Origin of the sequence: Halobacillus sp. SY10 (assembly GCF_045401165.1) — a bacterium.
GTDB classification, from domain to species: Bacteria; Bacillota; Bacilli; order Bacillales; family Halobacillaceae; genus Halobacillus; species Halobacillus aidingensis.
The window spans coordinates 3,983,681-4,008,145 of the sequence record NZ_CP174345.1 but is presented as its reverse complement, the minus strand read 5'-3'; the positions used below and the strand labels follow the sequence as shown (position 1 = coordinate 4,008,145).

The 24,465-nt window shown below is 42.6% G+C and carries 23 protein-coding genes; 11 read left to right on the top strand and 12 right to left on the bottom strand.

What is annotated here, in order from left to right; translation table 11 throughout:
* Window positions 1-49: 49 nt before the first annotated feature.
* The gene (locus ACJA3J_RS20150) at window positions 50-1,237 is read right to left on the bottom strand and encodes an MFS transporter (protein WP_406945107.1); all 1,188 of its coding nucleotides are present in this window, start codon (window positions 1,235-1,237) and stop codon (window positions 50-52) included.
* Window positions 1,238-1,533: 296 nt separating this feature from the next.
* On the opposite strand from ACJA3J_RS20150, the gene ACJA3J_RS20145 reads away from it, so the two are divergent.
* From ACJA3J_RS20145 to ACJA3J_RS20120, 6 genes are all read left to right on the top strand, one after another.
* On the top strand, window positions 1,534-2,022 hold the full coding sequence (locus tag ACJA3J_RS20145; RefSeq protein ID WP_089654375.1) for a PTS glucose transporter subunit IIA: 489 nt from the start codon (window positions 1,534-1,536) through the stop codon (window positions 2,020-2,022).
* 24 nt (window positions 2,023-2,046) lie between these two features.
* A complete protein-coding gene (gene treP / locus ACJA3J_RS20140; protein ID WP_089654376.1) occupies window positions 2,047-3,456 on the top strand; it encodes a PTS system trehalose-specific EIIBC component in 1,410 nt (469 codons plus the stop codon).
* 24 nt (window positions 3,457-3,480) lie between these two features.
* Entirely contained in the window at window positions 3,481-5,163 is a 1,683-nt protein-coding gene (treC, locus tag ACJA3J_RS20135; RefSeq protein ID WP_406945106.1) for an alpha,alpha-phosphotrehalase, read from the top strand.
* Window positions 5,164-5,181: 18 nt separating this feature from the next.
* A complete protein-coding gene (gene treR / locus ACJA3J_RS20130; RefSeq protein WP_406945105.1) occupies window positions 5,182-5,895 on the top strand; it encodes a trehalose operon repressor in 714 nt (237 codons plus the stop codon).
* A gap of 92 nt (window positions 5,896-5,987) precedes the next feature.
* Complete coding sequence (locus tag ACJA3J_RS20125) at window positions 5,988-6,497, top strand: DUF6933 domain-containing protein (protein ID WP_406945104.1); 510 nt, start codon at window positions 5,988-5,990, stop codon at window positions 6,495-6,497.
* Between the two features lie 170 nt (window positions 6,498-6,667).
* Window positions 6,668-8,077 (top strand): rhodanese-like domain-containing protein, encoded by a 1,410-nt coding sequence (locus tag ACJA3J_RS20120; protein ID WP_406945103.1) that lies wholly within the window; start codon window positions 6,668-6,670, stop codon window positions 8,075-8,077.
* A gap of 172 nt (window positions 8,078-8,249) precedes the next feature.
* Here ACJA3J_RS20120 and ACJA3J_RS20115 read toward each other — a convergent pair whose 3' ends face one another.
* Window positions 8,250-8,372, bottom strand: coding sequence for a hypothetical protein (locus tag ACJA3J_RS20115; RefSeq protein ID WP_279615131.1), 123 nt, complete (start codon window positions 8,370-8,372; stop codon window positions 8,250-8,252).
* A complete protein-coding gene (locus ACJA3J_RS20110) occupies window positions 8,369-9,649 on the bottom strand; it encodes a tetratricopeptide repeat protein (protein WP_406945102.1) in 1,281 nt (426 codons plus the stop codon). The genes ACJA3J_RS20115 and ACJA3J_RS20110 overlap by 4 nt, the downstream gene beginning before the upstream one ends.
* A gap of 318 nt (window positions 9,650-9,967) precedes the next feature.
* Between ACJA3J_RS20110 and ACJA3J_RS20105 the strand changes: the two genes are divergently transcribed.
* Complete coding sequence (locus ACJA3J_RS20105; protein WP_406945101.1) at window positions 9,968-11,917, top strand: aconitate hydratase; 1,950 nt, start codon at window positions 9,968-9,970, stop codon at window positions 11,915-11,917.
* A 46-nt stretch (window positions 11,918-11,963) separates the two neighbouring features.
* Here the strand turns inward: ACJA3J_RS20105 and ACJA3J_RS20100 are convergent, their stop codons facing one another.
* From ACJA3J_RS20100 to ACJA3J_RS20085, 4 genes are all read right to left on the bottom strand, one after another.
* On the bottom strand, window positions 11,964-12,917 hold the full coding sequence (locus ACJA3J_RS20100; protein WP_406945100.1) for a ring-cleaving dioxygenase: 954 nt from the start codon (window positions 12,915-12,917) through the stop codon (window positions 11,964-11,966).
* An 80-nt stretch (window positions 12,918-12,997) separates the two neighbouring features.
* Window positions 12,998-13,720 carry a YqjF family protein gene (locus ACJA3J_RS20095; RefSeq protein WP_258871505.1) on the bottom strand — a complete coding sequence of 241 codons (723 nt, stop codon included), beginning with the start codon at window positions 13,718-13,720 and terminating at the stop codon, window positions 12,998-13,000.
* Between the two features lie 63 nt (window positions 13,721-13,783).
* Complete coding sequence (gene sda, locus ACJA3J_RS20090; protein WP_115894725.1) at window positions 13,784-13,930, bottom strand: sporulation histidine kinase inhibitor Sda; 147 nt, start codon at window positions 13,928-13,930, stop codon at window positions 13,784-13,786.
* A gap of 11 nt (window positions 13,931-13,941) precedes the next feature.
* A complete protein-coding gene (locus ACJA3J_RS20085) occupies window positions 13,942-14,478 on the bottom strand; it encodes a helix-turn-helix domain-containing protein (RefSeq protein ID WP_115894724.1) in 537 nt (178 codons plus the stop codon).
* A gap of 297 nt (window positions 14,479-14,775) precedes the next feature.
* Between ACJA3J_RS20085 and ACJA3J_RS20080 the strand changes: the two genes are divergently transcribed.
* Window positions 14,776-15,387 carry a trimeric intracellular cation channel family protein gene (locus tag ACJA3J_RS20080; RefSeq protein ID WP_089654385.1) on the top strand — a complete coding sequence of 204 codons (612 nt, stop codon included), beginning with the start codon at window positions 14,776-14,778 and terminating at the stop codon, window positions 15,385-15,387.
* Between the two features lie 658 nt (window positions 15,388-16,045).
* Here the strand turns inward: ACJA3J_RS20080 and cysK are convergent.
* The 3 genes from cysK to ACJA3J_RS20065 form a co-directional block, all read right to left on the bottom strand.
* Window positions 16,046-16,975 (bottom strand): cysteine synthase A, encoded by a 930-nt coding sequence (gene cysK / locus ACJA3J_RS20075; protein ID WP_089654386.1) that lies wholly within the window; start codon window positions 16,973-16,975, stop codon window positions 16,046-16,048.
* A 78-nt stretch (window positions 16,976-17,053) separates the two neighbouring features.
* Window positions 17,054-17,689 (bottom strand): YpmS family protein, encoded by a 636-nt coding sequence (locus ACJA3J_RS20070; protein WP_406945099.1) that lies wholly within the window; start codon window positions 17,687-17,689, stop codon window positions 17,054-17,056.
* Between the two features lie 17 nt (window positions 17,690-17,706).
* Entirely contained in the window at window positions 17,707-18,633 is a 927-nt protein-coding gene (locus tag ACJA3J_RS20065) for an SGNH/GDSL hydrolase family protein (RefSeq protein WP_406945098.1), read from the bottom strand.
* 173 nt (window positions 18,634-18,806) lie between these two features.
* Between ACJA3J_RS20065 and ACJA3J_RS20060 the strand changes: the two genes are divergently transcribed.
* Complete coding sequence (locus ACJA3J_RS20060; RefSeq protein WP_406945097.1) at window positions 18,807-21,086, top strand: helicase C-terminal domain-containing protein; 2,280 nt, start codon at window positions 18,807-18,809, stop codon at window positions 21,084-21,086.
* Window positions 21,087-21,140: 54 nt separating this feature from the next.
* Here the strand turns inward: ACJA3J_RS20060 and ACJA3J_RS20055 are convergent, their stop codons facing one another.
* Window positions 21,141-22,589 (bottom strand): class I SAM-dependent DNA methyltransferase, encoded by a 1,449-nt coding sequence (locus ACJA3J_RS20055; RefSeq protein WP_406945096.1) that lies wholly within the window; start codon window positions 22,587-22,589, stop codon window positions 21,141-21,143.
* A 112-nt stretch (window positions 22,590-22,701) separates the two neighbouring features.
* Here ACJA3J_RS20055 and ACJA3J_RS20050 point away from each other — a divergent pair, with 112 nt between their 5' ends.
* Together ACJA3J_RS20050 and ACJA3J_RS20045 are read left to right on the top strand one after the other, a co-directional pair.
* Window positions 22,702-23,199, top strand: a complete 498-nt coding sequence (locus ACJA3J_RS20050) for a carboxymuconolactone decarboxylase family protein (protein ID WP_115893484.1) — start codon at window positions 22,702-22,704, stop codon at window positions 23,197-23,199.
* A gap of 131 nt (window positions 23,200-23,330) precedes the next feature.
* Window positions 23,331-23,918 (top strand): biotin transporter BioY, encoded by a 588-nt coding sequence (locus ACJA3J_RS20045; protein WP_089654392.1) that lies wholly within the window; start codon window positions 23,331-23,333, stop codon window positions 23,916-23,918.
* Between the two features lie 34 nt (window positions 23,919-23,952).
* On the opposite strand, the gene ACJA3J_RS20040 is transcribed toward ACJA3J_RS20045, so the two are convergent.
* On the bottom strand, window positions 23,953-24,354 hold the full coding sequence (locus ACJA3J_RS20040) for a hypothetical protein (protein ID WP_089654393.1): 402 nt from the start codon (window positions 24,352-24,354) through the stop codon (window positions 23,953-23,955).
* Window positions 24,355-24,465 lie beyond the last annotated feature (111 nt).

Below are 24,465 nucleotides of genomic sequence, written 5' to 3'. Positions count from 1 at the left end.
TCCGATGTCTTTACACTTATCTTAACAGATGTAAAAAAGAAACGTGCACTTAATAGCCGGGAATATGCTTTGCGGAGGTCATGCTTTTATTCATTGCCAGAAACAATAGTGATCCCGAGATAACAAGGAGTGCACTTGTAACGAAAAATACCATAGAAAAGCCATAAAACCCTGCAATCATTCCGCCCATTGACGGACCGATGATATTCCCAAGGAAACGGATGCTCGTGTTGTAACCTAATACCTCACCTTGCATAGCAACTGGAGCCTCTTGTCGGATGTAAGCGGTCCGGACAGGAATAATACCACCGATGGATACGCCTAATAGAAAGCGGAGAACAACCAGCTGCCAGATATTCGTAACGAAGGCAGCGGGGAGGTAAACGATTCCTGCCATGAACAAAAGGAATACGAGAATCTTCACATAACCGATTCGATCGGCGATTTTCCCCCATTGTTTGGCCATCATTAAGTTCCCGAGCCCTGCAGCTGAGAAGGCGATTCCTGAGAATAAGGCTAAATTTTCTGGCCCGTGTAAATCACCAACGAATAATGAAAGAATCGGTTGAATACTGAAATGGGCAATTTGGACAAATAAAGAAACAATCATAACCATTAATAACACAGGGTGCTTGAAAATATGCGCAAGAACCTCTCTGGATTGATAGCTTGTTTTTTCATGGTCTCCTTCTTTTTTAATACGCTGTTCATGAATGCCAAAGTAAACTATAAGAGCAGACAGAGCGACTGTGATGGATACATATTGAAAAGTGGTCGCATAGCCAATGGAATCAGCAATCCAACCTCCGAGCAACGGCCCCATTAAACTTCCGGTAATGCTTCCTGTCTGCAATGAACCTAGAACTTGACCGGCGATATTTTTAGGCGTTTGGGTAGAAATCAATGCTTGTGATATGGGGATAAATCCCGTGAAGATGCCCATGAATAAACGGAGAAGAAAAAGCTGCCACACGGATGTGACGAATCCCATAAGAAATACGGAGAGCGCGAGCCCTGTAGCAGAGATAATTAAAATGTTCTTTCTTCCATATTTATCTCCAATTTTCCCCCAGATTGGGGAACATAGAAAAGCGGACACGAACGTAATGCCGAAAACCCATCCAGACCAGGTCTGGACATAGGCCTCTGTATAATTTCCGAGTTCTTCGATATATAAAGATAAAAACGGCAGGACCATTGTAATACTTCCGGCTATAAAGAAATTGGCAAACCACATGATCCACAGGTTCCGTTTCGCCCGAGATTCGTTAGTAAGGATAATATCCCTTCTTCCTATTTATTTCGACACCCTAAATACATAACATAATTCTTAAAAAAGGGGAACCGTAAACGACCTAATTCCAGCAACTTTTTTACATTTATAAGTTTCTTATTGATAAGGAAGGGAATTCCATTTATATTGTCGGGTTGTTAACGGTTGCAAAACATGTATATACAAATTATAATCATAATTAATTGATGTATATACAAGTTATAAGAGCTTCATTGAAAGCGTTTGAGGAGGAGAAACATATGTTTAAGAAATTGTTTGGAAATAAAGAGACAGAATTGAAAGTGGCTTCACCATTAACTGGAAAGAAGGTAGCATTGGAGGAAGTGCCGGATCCTGTGTTTTCTCAGAAAATGATGGGTGAAGGAATTGCAGTGGAACCAAAAGACGGTGAAGTACTTAGCCCTGTAGAAGGTACAATTGTTCAATTGTTCCCAACGAAGCATGCGGTAGGCTTGGAAACGAAAAGTGGTGCAGAAATTCTAATCCATATTGGTCTTGAAACCGTTGCAATGGAGGGAGAAGGCTTTGAAGCTTTTGTGTCTCAAGGGGACAAGGTGAAAGTAGGAGACAAATTGATTTCATTCGACTTGGATCTCGTGAAAGAAAAGGCGAAGAGTACAGTAACACCAATCATTGTCACAAACAGCGATGATTTTGATACGCAGGTAGCTGAAGAAGTTGAATTGATCGCCGGTTCTACACCATTAATGACTGTGAATAAAAAGTAAAAAACACATCGGGAGGTAGGGAAAATGAACCATAAAAAACAGGCCGAACAGATTTTAGAAGCGATCGGCGGGAAGGAAAACTTGTCTGCTGCAACCCACTGTGTCACACGTCTTCGTTTGGCGTTACATGATGAAGGCATTGTCGATCAGGAAAAACTGAACAATATTGATGCTGTGAAAGGATCTTTTTCAACAAACGGTCAGTTTCAAATCGTCGTCGGACAGGGGACTGTTGATAAAGTTTATAAAGAGTTTGTAGCTCTTGCCGGTGTTGGAGAATCTTCTAAAGAAGAGGTGAAAGAGGCTTCCAAAGGGAATATGAATCCTCTTCAACGAGCAATCAAAACACTTGCCGATATTTTCATTCCGATTCTACCAGCGATCGTAACCGCTGGTTTGCTGCTTGGTATCAATAATATCTTGACTGCGGAAGGAATCTTCTGGGACAAACAGTCCATTATTGATGTGTATCCACAGTGGTCAGGAATAGCGAACATGATCATCATCATAGCCAATACTGCCTTCGTGTTCTTACCCGGGCTCATTGGTTGGTCCGCGGTTAAAAAGTTCGGTGGTAGTCCCATTTTAGGTATTGTCATAGGTCTTGTGCTTGTACACCCTGACCTATTGAATGCCTGGTCTTACGGGGATGCCGTAGCTGAAGGATCTGTACCAACATGGGACTTATTCGGATTAACCGTTGAGAAAATCGGTTACCAGGGACAAGTCCTGCCAGTCCTTGTTGCGTCTTATTTGTTGACTAAGATCGAACTATTCTTACGTAACCGTATCCCTGATAACATTCAGTTGTTATTCGTCGGACCGATTTCCTTGTTAGTGACAGGTTTCTTGACGTTCATCATCATTGGACCAATTACATTTGCAATCGGTAACTGGATTACAGACGGCCTTGTCGCTACCTTTGATACATTCGCTTGGTTAGGCGGTCTTATTTACGGTGGTCTATACGGTGTACTCGTCATTACAGGAATGCACCATACGTTCCTTGCCGTTGATATTCAGCTAGTTGGCAGCACGGGAACAACGTTCTTGTGGCCGATGCTTGCTCTATCCAACATCGCTCAAGGTTCTGCCGCATTCGCTATCTGGTTAGCTTCAAAAGATGATAAGCTCAAAGGTTTGAGTGTATCTTCTGGTATTTCTGCATGGCTCGGGATTACAGAACCAGCTTTATTTGGAGTGAACCTGCGCTTTAAGTATCCATTCATTATTGCCATCACCTCTTCCGCTCTTGCCGGCCTTTATATCTCAGCCCAAGGTGTATTGGCAAGTTCCATCGGAGTCGGTGGTGTGCCGGGGATCTTCTCGATCGTTGCGGAGTACTGGCTAGACTTTGCTATCGGTATGGTAATCGTCATTGTCCTGCCGCTAGTAGGAACGTATCTCTATGCGAAGCGTAAAAAAGACGTATAAAAATTAAAAAACGGTGGTGCTACAATGATTGAACAACCTTGGTGGAAAAAAGCTGTCGTTTATCAAATTTATCCGAAAAGCTTCAATGACACGACAGGAAACGGTGTCGGAGATATCCAGGGAATTATTGAGAAACTGGATTACTTGAATGAACTCGGGGTCGACGTCCTTTGGCTGACCCCGATGTACAAGTCTCCACAAAATGATAATGGATATGACATTAGTGACTATTACGATATCCATGATGAATACGGGACAATGCAGGATTTCGAAACACTGCTTGAAGAAACACATAAGCGTGGCATGAAACTGATTATGGACATCGTCGTCAACCACACCTCAACGGATCATCAATGGTTCCAAGAGGCCAGAAAGTCAAAAGACAATCCGTATCGTGATTATTACATTTGGCGTGACCCTGTGAATGGAGAGGAGCCGACGAATTGGCAGTCTAAATTTGGAGGCAATGCCTGGGAGTATGATGAAAAAACAGGCCAGTATTACTTGCACTTGTTCGATGTCACTCAGGCCGATTTGAACTGGGAAAATGAACAGATGCGTGAAGATATCTATGAAATGATGCGCCTCTGGGGGGAAAAAGGGGTGGATGGCTTCCGTCTGGATGTCATCAACTTGATCTCGAAAAACCAGGAGTTCCCTAACGATGATGGAAGTGTTGCCCCTGGTGACGGGCGGAAATTTTATACGGATGGACCTCGGGTGCATGAATTCATGCAGGAAATGAACCGTGAAGTTTTCAAACCTTATGATCTTATGACCGTTGGAGAAATGTCTTCGACGAGCATTGAACATTGCGTCAAATACACGGCTCCAGATCGTGATGAGCTGAGTATGACGTTCAGCTTTCACCATTTGAAAGTGGACTATCCGAACGGTGAAAAATGGACAGTCGCTGATTTTGATTTTCATGAGTTGAAGCAGATCCTTTCAAGGTGGCAGCGCGAAATGAATGCAGGAAATGGCTGGAATGCTTTGTTCTGGTGTAACCACGACCAGCCCCGCGTATTGTCAAGGTTTGGGGACGATGAAAACTATCCGGTAGAGTCCGGGAAAATGCTTGCAACGACCATTCACATGATGCAGGGAACGCCATACATTTACCAGGGTGAAGAATTCGGAATGACAAACCCTAAATTCGCAAGCATTGACCGTTACCGTGATGTCGAGTCCCTGAATATGCATGAAGAGTTAAAAGCAAAAGGTGTCAGTGAGGAAGGAATCATAGAGATTTTAAAACAGAAGTCTCGTGACAATTCTCGTACTCCTGTACAATGGAATAGAGAAGAAAATGCCGGCTTTACTGAAGGAACCCCTTGGATTGATGTCGCGGATAATTACAAAGAAATCAATGCAGAAGTGGTGATGAACAAAGAGAACTCCATTTTCAACCACTATCAAAAATTGATCGAACTGCGTAAATCTCACGACATCATAACCCATGGAGATTATCGTTTGTTGGTACCAGACCATAATCAGGTCTTCGCTTATCTTCGTGAATGGAATGGGGAACAGTTGCTTGTTGTGAATAACTTCTATGGTGAAGATACGACGTTCACATTACCAGAAGATGTTCAGGTATCTGGTGAGGCTGACATTCTTCTAAGCAACTATGAAGATTCAGCAAAGGATTACCGTGAAATCAGCCTTCGCCCATACGAGTCGGTCGTTTATCATCTTACCGATTAACAGGTGAGGGGGCATAGAATGAAAAATAAATATGTCGAGATTTATCATAAACTCGTCAAAGACATACAAAAGGGAGAGTACGCCGCAGGTGGTACTCTCCCTTCTGAACATGATTTGTGTGCACGATTTGAGACATCAAGAGAGACGATACGTAAAGCTTTAACCCTGCTTTCCCAGAATGGTTACATTCAAAAAGTACGCGGGAAAGGTTCTGTGGTGCTGGACCGGGATAAATTCGAGTTTCCGGTTTCAGGTTTGACGAGCTTCAAGGAACTCTCGGAACGATTGGGCCAAAGTTTTCAAACACATGTCCATGAACTGACTCTTGTCAAAGAGGCGGAAGTCTGCCGTCAGCTCAACTGCCAGGAAGGTTCTCACCTATGGAAGGTCGTACGATCAAGAGAAATTGGCGGTGAACGAATCATTTTAGATAAAGATTTTTTGAGGCAGGATCTTGTCCGTGACCTGACAAAAGATATTGCCGAAACTTCTCTTTATCACTATATCGAAAATGAACTCGGACTTGATATCAGCTTTGCGAAAAAGGAAATTGTTGTTGAACCGGTGACGGTTGAAGATGAAGAATTTCTGGATTTGAATGGACATGATCAAGTCGTGGTGATTCGCAGTTATGTCTATTTAGGAGATACGACAGCCTTTCAATTCACAGAATCCAGACACAGACCGGATAAATTTCAATTCGTCGATTTTGCGCGGAGAACAAAGGTATAAGGTGAAGAGGAACCACTTTTTGGTTCCTCTTTGTTTTTTAACCTATACACGTTAGAATAAGAATATCGACTAGTAAGGACGAGGTGGACAAATTGTTCGTAATCGGAGCAACAAAAAAGTTACAAAACGAAATTGATCAACCGATTGAAAATGTAGAAGAATATCAGAATGTACCAGAGATTTACCAATGGCATGCGAATGTCGTTACCATTAATCGAAGGAAATGTCTTCTCTTAATGAATAATGCAACAGGATTGAACTTGACATTGTTTGGCTTAAGAAAGCAGCAATTCCAACATCTCGACAGTGTCATTAAAGGTTCCCTAAAGCAATTGTTTCAACTGTTAGGGGTAGAGAAAAAGGTCGCTGATCAAATGTTAGACGCGGCTGATGAAATCGTTTATACGAAAACGAAGAGCCGGAAGGTACTTGGTATGCTGAACGAGATTAAATTTTTCTCTGAAGATATGGCAGCAGGTAAAGCCTACGAAGATATAGATGCTGCTGAAATTAATCAATTTAATAATAAAGAACTTGTATTTTCTAATTTGGAACACATCAAGCCTTATAAAGAATTTATTCATTACTTTGAACAGCAGTAGTGCCTAGTCACTGCTGCTGTTTTTCTTTATCGTTGTTCACGAATTTGAATACGTATCCTTTATGAAGGATTTTATAGCTTAGGTGGATAATAATAATAAAGGGTTATGTTTCTTTTATACACATGAGGGTATATTACATAACAAGGATTTCATAAATGGAGGGTTATTGAATGTTTTTTAAATCTTATTTTGATGAAGAGTTAGCGCAAATGTCTTACATGATTGGCTGCCAAAAGACAGGGGAAGCCATGGTCGTTGACCCTGCCCGGGATTTATCTCCTTATTATGAAACAGCCAAAAATGAAGGGTTTCACCTGGCTGCAGCTGCCGAAACCCATATCCACGCAGACTTCCTTTCAGGTGCGAGAGAACTGGCTAACGCCGAAAAGGATTTGAAATTGTATCTATCCGATGAAGGTGATGATGATTGGAAGTATCAATACCTTAATGAAATCAATCACGAACTTGTGAAAGATGGCGATGAAATTTATGTAGGGAATGTGAGACTTGATGTTATTCACACCCCTGGCCATACCCCTGAAAGCCTTTCTTTCTTATTGACTGACGAAGGGGGAGGTTCTTCGGTACCTATGGGAATATTTACAGGGGACTTTGTCTTCGTTGGTGACGTAGGGCGTCCGGATTTGCTCGAGAAATCTGCCGGAGCCGAGGGCACAGCAAGCAAAGGTGCTGCGGATATGTATCAATCCATCCAGCGCTTCAAAGAACTGCCTGATTACGTGCAAGTATGGCCGGGGCACGGGGCAGGTAGTGCCTGCGGGAAATCATTAGGAGCCGTCCCTTCTTCAACTGTAGGTTATGAAAAAGAGAACAACTGGGCTTTAAATCACACAGATGAAAAAGCATTCACAGAAGAATTGCTGGATGGACAACCAGAACCGCCTAAGTATTTCTCCATGATGAAAAAGCTGAATAAAGAAGGCCCGTCTCTTGAAAAGGAAAGAGATGTGGAGGGAATTTCCGTGTCTGATGTGGGGAGCTACATGTCTGATGAGTATATGGTTGTGGACACAAGACCATCATCTGAGTTCTCAAACGGTCATTTAAAAGGGACAATCAACATTCCTTATAATCGTTCATTTACAAATTGGGCAGGCTGGCTGATTGAATATGATCAAAAGATCGTAGTCGTCGCATCCAAAGAAACCATTCCAGCGATTAAGCGTTCCTTAGAATCTATCGGTTTGGATGATCTAGTCGGTTATGTGGATGAATCAGAAATCAATGGCTATGGTGGATTAGAAACGTATGCAAGCATTACAGCAGAAGAACTCGAGAACAAATTCAGAGGACACGAAGATTATGTCATCATTGATGTAAGAAATGATAGCGAATGGGATGATAATCACATCGAAGAAGCCCAGCACATCATGCTTGGGAAGTTAAAAGAAAGCATCAAGGACGTACCTGACGATAAAACACCGATTGTTCATTGTCAGTCAGGCATGAGATCAGCGATTGCTGCAAGTTTACTGCAGGCTTTTGGTTATAAGGATGTTTTGAACTTGAAAGGTGGATTTTCAGCCTGGAAAGAGCATAAAGAAAAAGTGAACTCTTAATTACTCAAAAGCCTGCCCTGTTATCAGGGCAGGCTTTTTTGTGCAAAAAAAAGACCTCTACCATAAAGATAGAGGCAAAAGTTTGTATAGGTATAGGATTAGGGGAGGTGTTAATTATATAAAAATTGAATTAACACACAAAATTAAAAACTTAAATCAATATTGCAGAAAATTAAATTTGATCCACAACTAGTGGTCGAGGATGAGCTTCATCTGCAGTATTAGTATAATTAATATCCGCAGTTAATGATAAAACAACCCCTAGTATAGCAAGTAAGCCTACTAGTTTTTTCATAATAACATTCCTCCTAAATTAGAGTATTTATTTAGTAAATCAATTGCTAACCTTAGGTATCTTGAAGATTTTTTATAACTTCTCTCAGCTTCTAGAAGGTCTGAAACGATCATGCAATACCTTATAACAAAGCGATGTTGTTTTTTTTCTTGGAAATGTGGGATTGCAACATTTTCTAAATACTGAGCTGTAGTTACATCTTTATTAATTAACATAGTATAGATGTTCAAGTGTATTCTAGCAGTAGATGTATCCCTTGTAGTTGAATCCAAATAAGTTTGACCCTCACTGATCCATTTCTTACAATCATCTAATCTGCCAATTTTGTATGTTTCAAATACTAAACAGTAAATAGCTTCAAATATTTCATGTACTGATGCTCTACCTGTTTTATAAGATAAGCTTTTTTGGTAATTCATTAGAGCTGCCTCAAAATTACCTCTTCTGGACTCTATGACTCCAATATTATGATATACAAGTCCTAGCTGATAGTTGTCTTGTGTTTGAGTAGCAATCTTACTAACAAGATGATAGTTTTCTAGTGCTTTTCCATAATTTTTAAGTCTGCCATAATTAATACCTAAAAGAATATGACAATCCGCGCTTTTTACCAAGTTGTACTGTTGCTGGTATATGGTTAAAGCTTGATCAGCATTAAAGATTGATGCTGAAATATTGTTTGCTTGACTAGCACTCAGAGCGAGAAGATAGTACAAATCACTTTCTTCCCATCCCTCTAAACTGATTGAAGCACTGTAATTTTTAGCTTCCATCAACTTGAGGTAGGAGTCTTCAAAGTCTCCACGGTAATAACTGACTAGGCCTGAACTTAAGTGGAAATAATACTCCATCTCTTCATCAAATGTATCCTCATGCTGGCGGATATTTTTCCATGCTTCATAAGCCTCCTCCACCTCGTTTTCTAACAGCAGATGGCGAATGCGGAACAGCTCGAAAAATATATACAAATGATGATTATTCAGCGTATCTTTTTGGTGTTTAAGTTCTTCCTTTAACTCCCTGGCCTCTTCTTTCCGTTTAAAGACGATCATCTCATACCATTCCTTCAATCTTTCCTTGGAAGGGTGATGATAAGAAGAGTCATGGAAATCGAGTCCGAGACGTTCGTAGAGGTGTTCAAGTACCTCGAACGCGGGAACGGTTTGGTCGTTCTCAATCTTAGACAAATACGCCGGCGAGATTATCCCATCTGCAAGCTGGTTCTGTGTCAAACCCTGCTTCACACGATGGAATCGAAGCACTTTACCATATTCCATTTTTCTCACACCTAGTTGATCAACTGTTGATTTTTCAGAGTGTTTGCTCTTTCAAATCTATATTTAGAATACATGTTCGTTCTGGGATTTTCAACAAAATTCACTAGTTTCCCAAGTCGGGAAAATTTTGTGGCTTTAAGGGGACTTTGGAAGGGGGACTTTCATAGAATTCCATTTAATGGGACTTTTCACATTTGTAAAGGAACTTTTTGGAACCTATGAGTAATCATACAACATTAAGGGTATAAAAGGTATAGGAATTTTATAAAAAGTATCATCAAGACCGTCATCAACTACAAGTGAGAAGGAGGAATAAATGTGGGATATAATGTCACACAAAAATTGATTAAGGATCACTTAGTAGAGGGGGAGATGAATCCGGGATCGGAAATTGGTTTGAAAATTGATCAAACGCTTACACAGGATGCGACCGGGACAATGGTTATGCTTGAACTGGAAGCGATGGGTATTGATCAGGCAAAAACGGAAGCTTCCGCTCAGTATGTGGATCACAATTTAATTCAGGAAGATAGTAAAAACCCTGATGATCACCTTTTCCTTGAAAGTGCAGCTAAGCGGTTCGGTCTGCATTTCAGTAGACCTGGAAATGGTGTGAGCCACCCTGTTCATATGCAGCGATTAGCGAAGCCTGGGAAAACGTTACTTGGTTCGGACAGCCATACATGTGCGAATGGCTGTATGGGGATGCTTGCCATGGGTGCTGGCGGGATTGACGTAGCCATGGCTATTGCCGGTGAACCTTTTTATGTGAAAATGCCGAAAGTCTGGGGAGTGAAAGTGACTGGAGAGCTTCCGGACTGGGTGAGTGCAAAAGATGCCATTTTAGAAATGCTCAAAAGGCATGGGGTTAAAGGCGGGGTCAACCATGTCTTTGAATACTATGGTCCTGGTTTGAAAAACTTAACGGCTATGGACCGTCACGTAATTGCAAACATGGGTGCTGAGCTTGGAGCCACAGGCACGGTCTTTCCATCAGATGAAGAAACGAAACGCTTTATGAAGCTTCAAGGAAGAGAAGATGAGTGGCTTGAACTTGTCGCAGATGATGATGCGACCTATGACGTTCACGATGAGCTGGATCTTTCTTCATTAGGTCCAATGGTGGCCAAGCCATCGAGCCCGGGTAATGTGGTTCCAGTAGAAGAAGTAGAAGGGGAGCCAATTTATCAGTCTTACATCGGTTCGTCAGCGAACCCTGGATACAGGGACTTTGCGATTGCTTCGAAAATCGTAGAAGGACGGCACATTGCAGATGGGGTATCTTTTGATTTGAACCCAACTTCGCGTCAAATGCTGATTGATTTATCTCAAGAAGGTCATATTGCTAACTTTCTTCAAGCAGGAGGGCGGTTGCACCAGGCCGGATGTAACGGTTGTATCGGAATGGGACAGGCACCTGCGACAGGAAGGAATAGTTTGCGTACGACCCCGAGGAACTTCCCGGGACGCTCAGGTACGAAAGAAGATAGTGTTTTCTTATGCAGTCCTGAAACCGCAGCTGTTTCGGCACTGACAGGTAAAATTACAGACCCTAGAAAATCAAACTTTGGATTTCCACAGGTAAAGGACTTGGATAATCCAACGGTGGATACAAGATTACTTGATGAACCTTTACCTTTTGAGGAAGCCAAAGATGTAGAGTTGGTCAAAGGTCCAAATGTGGCCTCCATTCCTGAGATGGGTGAACTGCCTAATGATATGGAATTGCCTATTTTACTGAAAATGGGAAATGATATATCCACGGATGAAATCTTAGCGGGCGGAGCACGTGTTCTTCCATATCGAAGCAATCTGCCCGAAATCAGCAAGTTCACATTCGAAATTGTTGATGAAACCTATTATGATCGTGCTATGAAAGTGAGAGATGACGGAGGACATGCAGTCGTCGCTGGAGCAAACTACGGACAGGGATCGAGTCGTGAACATGCGGCTCTCGCACCGAAGTACTTGGGACTTAAGGTGGCCATTGTGGAAGATTTTGCCCGTATCCATTGGCAGAACCTTGCTAACTTTGGAGTGTTGCCATTAACCTTTACAGATCCATCCGATCTTAATGACTTAGAGCAAGGAGACGTACTTGTATTCAAAGGTCTGAGAGACAAAATCAAGCAGTCTCCTCAAGTGGAAGTTGAAGTGAAAGGGAAAGATAAAACCCTCAAACTTGAACATGCCCTTTCTGATCGTCAAATTGAAATTATGCAGATGGGCGGTTTAATCAACTGGGTCAAAAAAAGGTTAGAAGCATAAAAAATTCCGGCAGGTTACGAACCTGCCGGAATTTTTTTGCTTGCTTTTATGACCGTGACGTATCCAAAGGAGTCAAGTCTTCTTCAATCTCCTGACGTTTGTGCTCTAAGAAAGGGGGAAGAGCAAGTCTCTCTCCAAGATGATCGATGTCCTCATCTGTAGCAAATCCAGGTCCATCCGTAGCTAGTTCAAAAAGGATGTGATTGGCCTCCCTGAAATAAAGGGATTTGAAGTAATAACGATCGACAAGGCCAGAGTTAGGGTAACCTGCGGCTTGGATGATTTCATGCCATTTCTTGAGTTCATCTTCATTATTTACACGGAATGCCACATGGTGAACGCTTCCGCGGCCAGGTTTTTCGGGCTGTTCATCGGGCTTTTCTTCCACATGAACTTCTGCACCTGTTCCTCCTTCGCCGGTTTCATAGACGTCCCACTGCTCATAGGATCCTTTTTTTCGAAATCCTAAGAGCTCGGTCAGGACTTTTTCTGTTTTAGCTGCTTCGTTCACGGTAAGGTGAACGGGACCAAGTCCGGTAATTCCGTATTCCTCAGGAACGGAAGAATGTCCCCATGCTTTGCCGGCTTCCACTCCACTGTTGTTTTCATCGGATATGAGAATGAGCCGCTGTCCCTCAGGGTCTCGGAAGGAGAACGTCTTTCGGCCGAGTCTTTCTTTTATATCATCTTGTTCGACAGAATGCTCTTCAAAGCGTTTCTTCCAATACTCCAGAGCTTCATCGCTTTTTACACGAAGCGATGTGGTAGAAATACTTCTCGTTCCAGGATACGTATGTCCTGCTCGGTGGATCTCGAAAAAGGTGAGGTCCGTTCCGGGTCGACCTTTCTCATCTGCATAGAACAAATGGTACATGGATGGGGCATCCTGATTGACCGTTTTTTTGACTAAGCGCATGCCCATAACATTTGTATAGAAATCGTAATTGCGTTTTGCATTAGCGGTTATAGCTGAAACGTGATGAATGCCCTTGAGTTGCATGGTCATTCCTCCTTGTTTTCAATAATCTTGAATTCGAGATAATTATATAATCTTTACATGAAACTGTCAAAATCTCTGTTTCAGCCTTTTCTTTCAAAAGGGAAGATTTTTGTATGCAGGGATTTTGAGGAATAAGTGATAGGCTTGGTTGCAAATAAAGAAGGGGGAAGGAAATCCACAAGTTGATTCACGTGGATATCAGCTTCCGCTTTTTGCAGCCTCCAATTCTTATGGAGAATAGGACCTTTGTAAATTTTAGAACGGCCTCTCACCAACCACAAGGCATACCTTTCTGTTAACCAATAAAGGAGAGATCCTGGCTGAGCATGTATAGGTTCCGATACCGTATGAAAGTTTGCATGAAAATGAGAAGCAGGATACCCCTTATGAATTCGTCTGCTCGTAAACTGATATCCCGCCTCTGTTTGGTCCATTCTCATTTTCGCATGGACATAAGGTAGTCCAAACAGCGTGCGGGCTAAAAATACACCAAGGGGATGGTTGGCATCAAGAGTGATGAAATAGACCCCTGGTTCACCATTGAACGTCACGTATGTTCGAACATTTAATTCAAGCAGTTGATTTCCAAATGGGAGAGAGGGGAGAGTGCGGAAGCGGATATTTTGCATGCGGAAGGGAACGATGGCAATCCATGCGGAATCGTCATATTCGTCGATAGTAAAAGCAGGCGGAATGAAAGGGCGTAATACTTCTGCTGGGACAGGCCAATGCATGAAAATCAAGTCATCCCACTCTTGATGCATAATCCAATGATTTCGGTCCATGTGTATCACCTCTGTCATGGTTTACCCTCACGATCATTGAATCATACATCTGGGTGTGTGCATTAGGTAATGTATCAAAAATCATAGTTTTTTGATCGTCTTGTCTTCCTTTTCTCTTTTTGAAATTTCCTCTTTTAACATATAAATGAAATCGTCTTCCAGCTTTAAGTCTATCGCTCTTAGGAGTGTATCTTTTAACAACCTTGAAGAGAGCTGTTCAATGATCATTTTATGGCCCCCTACATGCGCGGTTTTATCATTTCCATCGAAACACTTGCTGTTCCTATGATATTGCCATTCGAATCATAGATCGGCTTGCAAAAAATATCATAGGCGATGGCTCCCTCTGATAGTGGGAATGATACCACTTTTCTTATTGGTTTCTTTTCTAACACCACTTTTTTCTTTATGTTCAGTAATTCTTCTGTGGATTCATGTGGGAAGATTTCATCCACTCTTTTTCCAATCACTTTACTCATTGTAAAGTCAGGATGATTATTGAAAAGCCATGTATAACGATGTTCAAGGTCACAATGGGCGATTGTAATGGGGGAACCTGTGAGTGCTGCTTCGAAAGGTTCACTCAAATGTTCGGAAAAAAAGAGTGAAGGATTAATATGAAGATAGGAAGCAATGCGAGAAGCGACCGTCATGCTTGGATTTCGTGTGCCGTTTTCAAGTTGAGCATAATAGGCCCGGTCAATGTGAGCTCCTGCTGCAACTTCTTGTTGTGTTAATTGTTGTTCTTTTCTTAATTGAATAAGCCATCTTCTCATTTTTCCACATCCTGATTTCTATTTTCATATAATTAGTTCGATTTTCTTAGCTAGATTCCTTGTGGCAGATTGCTACAATTTCAAGGATTTTTCTTATATTAATCGTTATATTTTCCATTTCAGGTGATAAAAGGGACATGTGGGGGTGTATCCTAATCCATTCTCTTTCTAGCATTAGTATTCTAGCAAAAATATAAAAAAACACCTATTTTGTGGATGAGAATTTGTTATAATCAATCAGTCTGAAATAAACGGAAAGAATTACAAAGAAATGCATCTTCAGGGAGGGGGAAGACAATGACATGGGAAATATTGAACATACTAGCCGTGTCGGCGTTTGCTTTTAGTGGAGCGATTGTAGCATTAAATGAAAGATATGATATATTTGGCACATTTATTCTTGGTATTGCGACACCATTCGCGGGAGGAATCATCAGGAATATTGCCCTGGATGTACCGGTCGTCCATGTTTGGGAACAAGGCTATCTCTTTTATGTAGCCCTCGGTACGATTGCCATTGTCTATTTCTTCCCTAAGACGTGGGTCATGACCTGGGACCGTTGGAATATATATCCCGATGCCATCGGCTTATCTGCATTTGCTCTTCAAGGGGCATCTTTTGCTATAGAGAATGGTTTTCCTCTTGGAGGGGTTATCTTTGCAGCTATTCTGACAGGCGTAGGGGGAGGGGTCACAAGGGATGTACTCGCTCAGCGACGTCCTATGGTTATGCACCAAGAAATTTACGCTGTGTGGGCATTGATGGCAGGGCTCCTTATAGGAGTAGGTTGGATCGATATCGAAAGCGCCTGGCAGACCTATATGATTTTCCTTCTCGTCATCATCTGCCGTGTCGCGTCCTTCCACCTTGGTTGGCATTTACGCTTCAGAGACCTATACCGCCTGTAAATCACTCAAGCTCATCTTAAGCTAAATGGCAGGATTGTGGAAGACTCAGTTTCGAGACTTTTGTTGAGTGGATGGGGGCTGCGGGGAATGGCTCGCTTTCCGCGGGAGCGCGGTGAGCCTCCTCGGACTGCGTCCTGTGGGGTCTCACCAAGCACTTTTTTCCCGCAGGAGTCTCCCCATTCCCCTCCGCCCCTTTGCCATGGAAGATTCTCGAAACCACTTCTGGAAAAATCAGCTTGTATGATTGAGGGAAGTGGATAATATAACCCTCTCCACACCTGGCATTCACAACGTAAAAGCTTGATACAGAGCGCTTTATGCATGCTTAGGAGAGAAGAGTGGTAGAAACTCCTTCTCGGTATAGGGGTTCGTTTCTTCCTTACATGGAATGGGGTTGTTGGGAAGCTGCGAGACTCCCGTGGGAGAAGGAGATAGGCGAGATCCCGCAAGGCGATAGCCTGAGGAAGCTCGGCGCTCCCCCACAGGAAGCTCGGCGCTCCCCCACAGGAAAGCGAGTAGCTTCCCAACCACCCCTGACTCCAAATACGGCAAACGAACCCCGGTTATCGAAACTAGGTCTTTCAGAAAAGGGAACTATGGTGAAAGAAGGATATAAAAAAGCACTCAGAGATCTCAAACTCTGAGTGCTTCGTTGTTTTTAGTAGCGGAATAAGTCTCCTGAGAGGTAACGCTCTCCGGTGTCTGGGGCGATACATACGATCACTTCACCCGGCTTTTTCTTTTTTGCGACCTGAATGGCTGCCCAGCAGGCGGCCCCACAGGATGTTCCAAGGAGCAAGCCCTCTTCTCGAGCAAGCCTGCGAGTGATGTCATAAGCATCTTCATCTGTCACTTGGAAAATCTCGTCGTACACTTCCTGATTTAAGATTGAAGGGACGAAACCCGGGCTCGTTCCTACAAGCTTATGCTTTCCGGGCTTTCCACCGGAAAGTACAGGGGAGCCAGCAGGTTCTGCCACATGGATGGTCAGATCTTCATAGCGTTTTTTCAGCTCTTCCCCTGTCCCTGTAATGGTCCCGCCAGTTCCGGCAGTGGAAACGAAAGCGGATAGAGGTTTGCCGAGCTCATCCATAGCTTCTATAATTTCTGCGGCCGTCGTATGGCGGTGGGCGTCTGGGTTGGCCATGTTTTCAAATTGCATGGGCATAAAACTTCCTTCAATTTCACCGACCAGTTCTTTCGCTTTGGCGATGGCTCCTGGCATTTTTTCATCTCCAGGTGTCAGAACGATTTCGGCACCGTATGCTTTCAAAAGATTGATGCGTTCTTGGGTCATTGTATCGGGCATAACAAGAATGGCTTTGTATCCTCTTGCAGCCGCGTTCATAGCAATTCCGATTCCTGTGTTTCCACTCGTCGGTTCGATAATCGTGGCTCCCTTTTTGAGGTGTCCATCCTTTTCCGCCTGTTCCATCATATTGAAAGCGGCGCGGTCTTTGACACTTCCGCTTGGGTTGTATTTTTCCAATTTCATATAAATGTCGGCTCCGCCTTCTGGCGCAATACGATTCAGCTTAACTAAAGGTGTATCACCGATGAGATCGGCAATATTGTTTACAACGCGCATATCTGTCACTTCCTTATCCTTGGGAATGGTAGTCCAATTTTATCATAGTTGAACAGCGGCATTCATCTGCTTTGCTTTTCACTCCAAATGATCGTTTACAACTCGTTGTGCGAATTGGAAGCTATTGCTCGGTACGGCAATTTTGAATGCAAGCTGGTTGGAATTCAAGTTAAAGCGATCGACCTTTACATTGAAATTGCTTGCCGTGTCCATTTGAGTGACAGCTACATAAATATTTTCTTCATTTGGATTTACGATGACCCATTCAGGTAAGTTGTAGTTGTCTTTCACGAATTCCAATACTTTTTTATTTGGGAGGGGGAGCTTCCCTAAGGAGATCTTCTCTTGTCTTAACACAAGATCTCCGTTTTTCTGCACTTCAGGATGTAACTCTACATTAATGGGGATGACCTGATCAAAGGCCTTGATGTTCCCTGATAAAGTAACATTTCGGTCTAAGGAGATGGAGTAATCGAAGACCGTTTGGGTTGAGAGTTCTGAGAGGTACTCATTGGCGAGTTGCTCCATATTCTCTTTTGTGGAAACGATGGTGAACTCTGCATCAGGGCTTTCTTTCTCCTGATCCACATTAACAATGGTATAAGAGCTTGGTAAGAAAACTAAAGCGACAAGCCAGATGACAACCCCTACATTAATCAGAGCTAAAAGCCAAAAGGATGTTCTCCATTTATTATTTAACAATAGTCGTTTCATCTTATACATTCCACCTGTTATTGTTCGATGTCTTCTCTAATGTATTGTAACACGCGCTCCGCCATCTTTTTATAACCTCTTTCATTGGGATGGAAAAGGTCTTCTTCCCAAAGAAGCTCTTCTTCGTTTCCTTCAAACAAGTCTCTAATGGGTATGAAGGTGGCCTGTTCGTAGTCAGCGGTGACTCGACGACTGATGTCATTCCAATCCCCCATAATTTTCCCGAGTTCGGGAATGTTAGTGAAGTATTGGTTAAAAGGATTATAGAGACCCACTAGATACACAGGGGCATCAGGATTCAATTCCTGGACCCGACTGAAAATGTTACGCATCCGGTTCTCATAACCTTCTTGTTCCTCAACGAAGTCCTGATAATTCAAGCTTGTAAAATTATTTTTCACTACTTTCATGACATCGTTGGCGCCGATGGTAATCAGAATCAGGTCCGCTTCTTGGAGGGACTCGGCAATTTTTTCGTCTTCCATTCGTTCAAGCATTTGGTCTGTCCGATTTCCTCGTTTTCCGTAGTTTGTTATATTGAGGGTTTCTGTATCCGGGTTAGCATTGAAAGTTTTTTCAAGGATCCCTATATATCCGCCATTTTCTGTAGAGTCGCCCACACCTTGTGTCAAAGAATCACCAATAGCTACGATATTCAGGTCATCTTTTATAAACACATCCCGGGCACTTTCAATCACACTAGTAAAGACCTCACGTAATCCTTCACTCAGTTTCCCTTCTTTTTCTTCACTTTCCTGTTCATCTTCTTCGGGTTCATCGGTTTCAATCTGTTGTTCTTGAGCGGGGATGGTTTCCGCTGGTTGCTCTGATTCTTTCGGTTCAGTCGACAGTTCTTCTTCCGGGGTATATATAAAAGCTGCTATGATAAAAAAGGCGATCAAGAAGGAGAGTGCGACGGCTGCCATCCATCTCCATTTTTTCAAGGCTGAATCCCTCCTGAAGGGTAATCTCACTTCTATTATATGTGCTTCCCATCTAATGGGAAATGAAAAGTTTTAACCACAATTATATCATGGTCCTATACAATAGACATACGGAAAAGAGTGTAAGAAGATGAGGGTAAGAAAATAAAACCGCTAAGCAGGGAGGGAAATCGATGGACACACAAATGACGATTTCCGTTAGAGACCTTGTCTCCTATGTGTACAGGACGGGAAGTATTGACGAACGTTTCCAAACGAATACAGCGCTTGTGGAAGGAACGGCCATACATCAAGAAGTACAAAAGAAGTATAAAGAAAAAGACGAATCAGAAGTCTTTCTGGAATATGAGTTTCAACAGGAAGGGTTGAATCTTAAGGTACAGGGACGGTGTGATGGTTTATTGGACACAGAAGAAGGTCCGGTGATTGATGAAATCAAATCCACCTCAAGGGATCTTGAAGAAATTGATGATACCACTTATCCCCTTTATTGGGCCCAAGCCAAAGGGTATGCCTTTATTTATGCAGCACAAGAAGAGCTTCAAAAAATCCAGGTGCAGTTGACGTATGTCCAGAAAAGAACAAAAGACAAAAAGCGGATTCTACGTACATTTACATACGAGGAATTGCATCAATTCATGGAAGAAACAGTCAGCGAATACGCGTCTTATGCGCGGATTCTTCTTCATATACGAGAGCAAAAAGAAAAAACAGTCCCTGATTTGAATTTTCCATTTCCGAGTTATCGTGACGGCCAGCGGAAACTAGCAGGAAGTGTCTACCGCACGATTGAAGAAAAGAGGAACCTGTTTGCCCAAGCGCCGACAGGGATTGGGAAGACGATATCCACCCTTTTTCCAGCTATTAAAGCGTTGCAGTTGGAAGGTTTGGAAAGAATTTATTATTTAACGGCAAAGACAATTACAAGAGCGACGGCAGAAGAAGCTCTACAGAAGATGGGAGAAAGGGGACTTAAGCTCCGATCAGTTACATTGACAGCAAAAGATAAAATCTGTTTCCAGGAAGAAACAATTTGTCAGCCGGACTACTGTGAATTTGCCGACGGTTACTATGATCGAATCAATGGAGCAATTGTTGATATTCTGCTCCATGAAACACAGATGACACGTTCGGTTATTGAATCGTATGCAAGGAAACATAAAGTTTGCCCCTTCGAATTTTCACTGGACCTTACGGATGTGTCTGATGTGATTATTGGGGACTACAATTATATCTTCGACCCTCGGGTTTCTCTGAAAAGATTAATGCCCGATCGGAAGAAAAAAACAGCGCTGCTCGTGGATGAAAGTCATAACCTTGTAGAGCGTGCTCGCGAGATGTATTCCGCCTCCATTGCCAAGCAATCCTATGAAAGCGTTGCGGCTGAATGGGATGGGGAAGAAGATAGCTTAGTCAAAGTGGCTGACGCGATCGGAAAAGATTTAGAGCGTTTTTATTCTTCCACGGAAGAATTCACCCAACTGGATCAGGTGCCCGGAGAGTTGGAGGAAAACATAGAACGTTTCCTTTCAGAGGCGGAGTCGCTTTTGCAGGAGAATACGGAAGGGGAAAGATCTGAACGGCTGATGGATGTATATTTTCAGTCTCAGAGGTTTCTAAAAATCCTCGAATATGTAGATGAACACTATCGTTTGTTGGGGGAGAGTACGCGAGAGGGAAACTTCATATTAAAGCTGTTTTGTCTTGATCCTTCTCACGTACTAAGCGAAACGACGAAAACTTTCAGGTCAGGGGTGTTTTTTTCAGCGACTCTTTCACCATTTGCTTATTATAAAGAGATGCTAGGGGGCACCAAAGACGATTATATTTTACATTTGCCTTCTCCATATGACTCATCACAAATAGATGTGATGATCACTCCGTTGTCGACGAGGTATAAGAGCAGGGAGAAGACGGTTGGTGAACTGACCAAACGCCTGTATGAACAGGTGGAACTCCATGAAGGGAATCATCTTTTCTTTTTCCCTTCGTATCACTATATGGAAATGGTCTATCGTGAATTCAAAAACTTCTCTCCTGTGGATGCGGTCATGCAGGAGAGAGGGATGGATGAAGAAAGAAGAGAAGACTTTCTTGCTCAATTTGAGGAAGGAGGCCGACTCGTCGGTTTCGCTGTGCTGGGAGGGATATTCTCTGAAGGTGTAGACCTTCGTGGGGATCGGTTGAACGGTGTAGCAGTGGTAGGTATTGGGCTTGCTCCCAGAAGCTTTGAAAAGGAATTGATCAAAGATTATTTTAATCAAAAAGGAAGAAACGGCTATGATTATGCCTATGTTTATCCGGGAATGAACAAGGTGTTGCAAGCAGGCGGGCGGTTAATCCGTTCAGAAGAGGATCACGGATCGATTCAGCTTGTCGATGACCGCTTTCTTTCGCGCAAATATTTGCAGCTTCTACCTGATGATTGGGGAAATTATCGAATTCTTAAATGATTTGATTTCCCAGGAAATATTGTGCCGGAAAATGAGAGGGGAGGTGGAGAAGAGTCAAATCTTCTCCATAATATCATGGCAGAAATCATGGACTTTCGAACGACTGAAACTCGATATTCCATAGATTTCATAAACGGTTTGATCCACCAACGACTGCCATTCACCGGTTTGAAAAGATGGATCCTCTTTCTTCTTATCAACGATATTCCGAGCTGTTTCAATCATTACCTGCTTTTGCAGAGGATCAGGTTCTATGTAAGGAATCTTCTTGATGTAGCCGGAGGTAATCATGTTGGTTCGGTTGAGAACTTTTCTTACCATATATTTGATCAACTTGCTGTTTAACAGCCCGAGGAAGTAGTATAGATCTTCCTCATGTTCTGGAAAGAGGTTGGCGTTCACACCGAACAAGGAGCCTTCCGGAAGTAAAGCAGCCGAGAAATCTACTCCCATGGACGAGCATGTAATGCCTCTCTGATAGAAATACGACCGGTTCCGTACCGTGAAGTTTTCCCCTTTATTGACATATTCAGGCCAATTTTTATGGATGTAGTATTTAGGTTCATAATACCAGGCATCTTTTCTACCGCCATTTTTGTAAAAAGGAATCCAGTCCGAGGGCGCATGCTCGTTCTTGAATTCCCGTAAGAAAGAACGGTCATCTCCGGTAGATATGCCTGTCCCTCCTTTCAGGACACTTCCAAGTGGCTGGTAGGGGACTTTGAAGTGCCTCAAGATATCTTCAGGAACATTGATCGCAAAGTTATGAGCAGGCATCTGCTCAAACGTTTGCTGGGATAGATATTGAATGTTGTCCTCTGGTGGATGATTGTAATTTTGCTCATTCAGGCGGTCGACTAACCTCATTTGTTTGAAGGCAGCTGCTTCCATGTCTCTTTTCTTTAGAGTAATGATAGCTGTACGCACATCCGCTTTCCCTATATGGAAAAGGCGTCTGGGAGCAAGAACGATTTCTTTGATTTCGGTCTCTTTTAGTAGAAATTCACGAAAGTTTTTGTAGTAAATGTTTGTAAGAAATGAGTCCTGTACAATCATGGTCATCACTCCACCAGGCTTCAAGCATTGTATGCCTTTGTGAATAAAGAGGGAATATAAGTTATGGATGCCGATTTTTCCAAATTCGCGTTCTATTCTTTCACGGTTTTCGGAAAAGTAAGGGCTTTGGCGCTTGGACTTATAGGGAGGATTACCTATGATTGCATCATATTGCCCTTGTTGATCAACCTTTAGAAAATCTTCATAGTAGAAATGAACATCTGGGTGAGGAGACGCTGTTTTCTGGTCGATATCAAAGGCATAGAGGTTCTCTGCTGTAAGGCCTTCTTCCAGCAGTGTATGGATGAAAATACCATCCCCGGTAGCAGGGTCTAGAATCTTCAGGTCGCTCTTCTCTGGAAGTTCTGATAGAAGTTTCCGAGTCATATATTGCACCGTTTCTTTCGGGGTCGTATATTGACCCATCATCCTTTGAGGAGAAAACATATACTCCCCCTCCTACTTTTTGAGTCTATATTACTACATTAAGAGGGAGAAGTCACCATTTAATAGGTTATAATTACCTAGTTAAAAAGAATGATAGAGGAGTGGTATAGCGATGCCATGGATTAAACCTGTAAAACAAAAAGAAATGAAGGAACTCAATGTACAACATAACATGCCGAATCCAGCCCCTTTGTTTGATCGGCTGCTGGCGAATGATGAGAAGTTATATGAAGCTTTTCTTCCCTTGCAGAAAGCGATCAAAGAGACAGACTTCCCAGACGATTTGAGAGAAGCTGTAATCACGTTCGTTTCTATGAAGAATGGCTGCAAATACTGTACCGATAGTCACTCCAAATTACTTGAAGAGCTGGTAGATCAAGAGGATGTGCTGAAATGGCTTAACAATTATAAGGAATCCAACATGAGTGAGGAATGGAAAGCGGTACTCACCTATGCGGACCGCTTAATTGCAAAACCAGTAAAAGTGACAAAAGATGATGTGGAACGGTTGAAGGAATATGGGTATGATGCTCAGAAAATGGCAGCATTGAATCAAACCGTTGCTTATACAAGTTATACGAACCAACTTTCTATGGGGTTGGGACTATAAATATTAAAAAGGAGTGCCGGTTATCATGGCACTCCTTTTGTTAACTATAAAAATAGTTAGTTGACATTATGAGGTGAATTCTCGTATCTTAATAATAGTTAAAGAGATTTTATATATAGGAGGACACCGTAATGAAACCATCTCGTTTATCGGCTTACGACATTACTTTGGGAAGCTTATTCGTTGCTCTCATGGCGATCGGAGCCAACATCACCGCATTTATGCCATTCTTGCAGGTCATGGGCGTACCGCTGACGCTTCAAACATTCTTTGCCATCCTGGCAGGACTCGTCCTGGGGAGCAGGTTAGGCTCATTCTCTGTTCTTGTTTATGCCCTTCTGGGACTGGTGGGTGCACCCATTTTTGCTGGATTTAAAGGTGGAGTATCCACACTCATATCGCCAACATTTGGATTTATTTTATCTTTTATTGTCGTCGCTTATGCTGTTGGAAAGATTGCAGAGTCTAAACGGAACCTTCCGACCTATATCACCGCAGCCCTTGTCGGAATTGTGTTGAACTATTTTATTGGTGTCAATCTATTCTATCTCGCTATGAACTTCTGGGTTGGAGGGGATGGTATTGGATTTGTTCTGGCCTGGTCAAGCATGGTGCCATTTTTAATTAAAGATGTCGGCTTAGCCATCGTGTCCGCATTTTTTGCTATCCGATTAGAAAAGTCGTTGTTACAACGTACTCCGTTAAGACAAGCCGCATAAGAAAAGAGATCCGCTATGGGGAGCGGATCTCTTTTTATGCGTTCTCAGAAATTTGTTTACCGTGAACGAAAGTCATAATCGCAAATAAGACGAATGCGATGAGAAGAACTGTCCCTCCAACGATGAAGAAAATTGTGTTGAATGTGCTCAAACCTGGAAGTGGCTGGGTATAATACAGCCACATACCAACCGTTAAGCCGAATACACCAAAGAACGATGTCCATACGTGGGCTGTTGCGAGCTTAGAATCTTTGGGTATGGAGAACACTCTATAATAAACACCGAAAGCAAAAAGAGAAAGCCATCCAACAACAAGGATGTGAGCGTGAATCGCGCTCAATTGCAGTCCCCCTCCGCCGGCCATATGGGAACCCATAAATGCGCCGATCAATGCGTAAATCGCAGCTACCCGCACAAAAAAACGAGTACGGTCCATATCAGTTCACCTCCTATTTTTTAATCACCTTTCGCCATTATATCGAATGCTTCTCATTATGAGAATGAAAAAGATAAAAGTGTCGTTAAACGTTCACTCCTATTTTTGGAC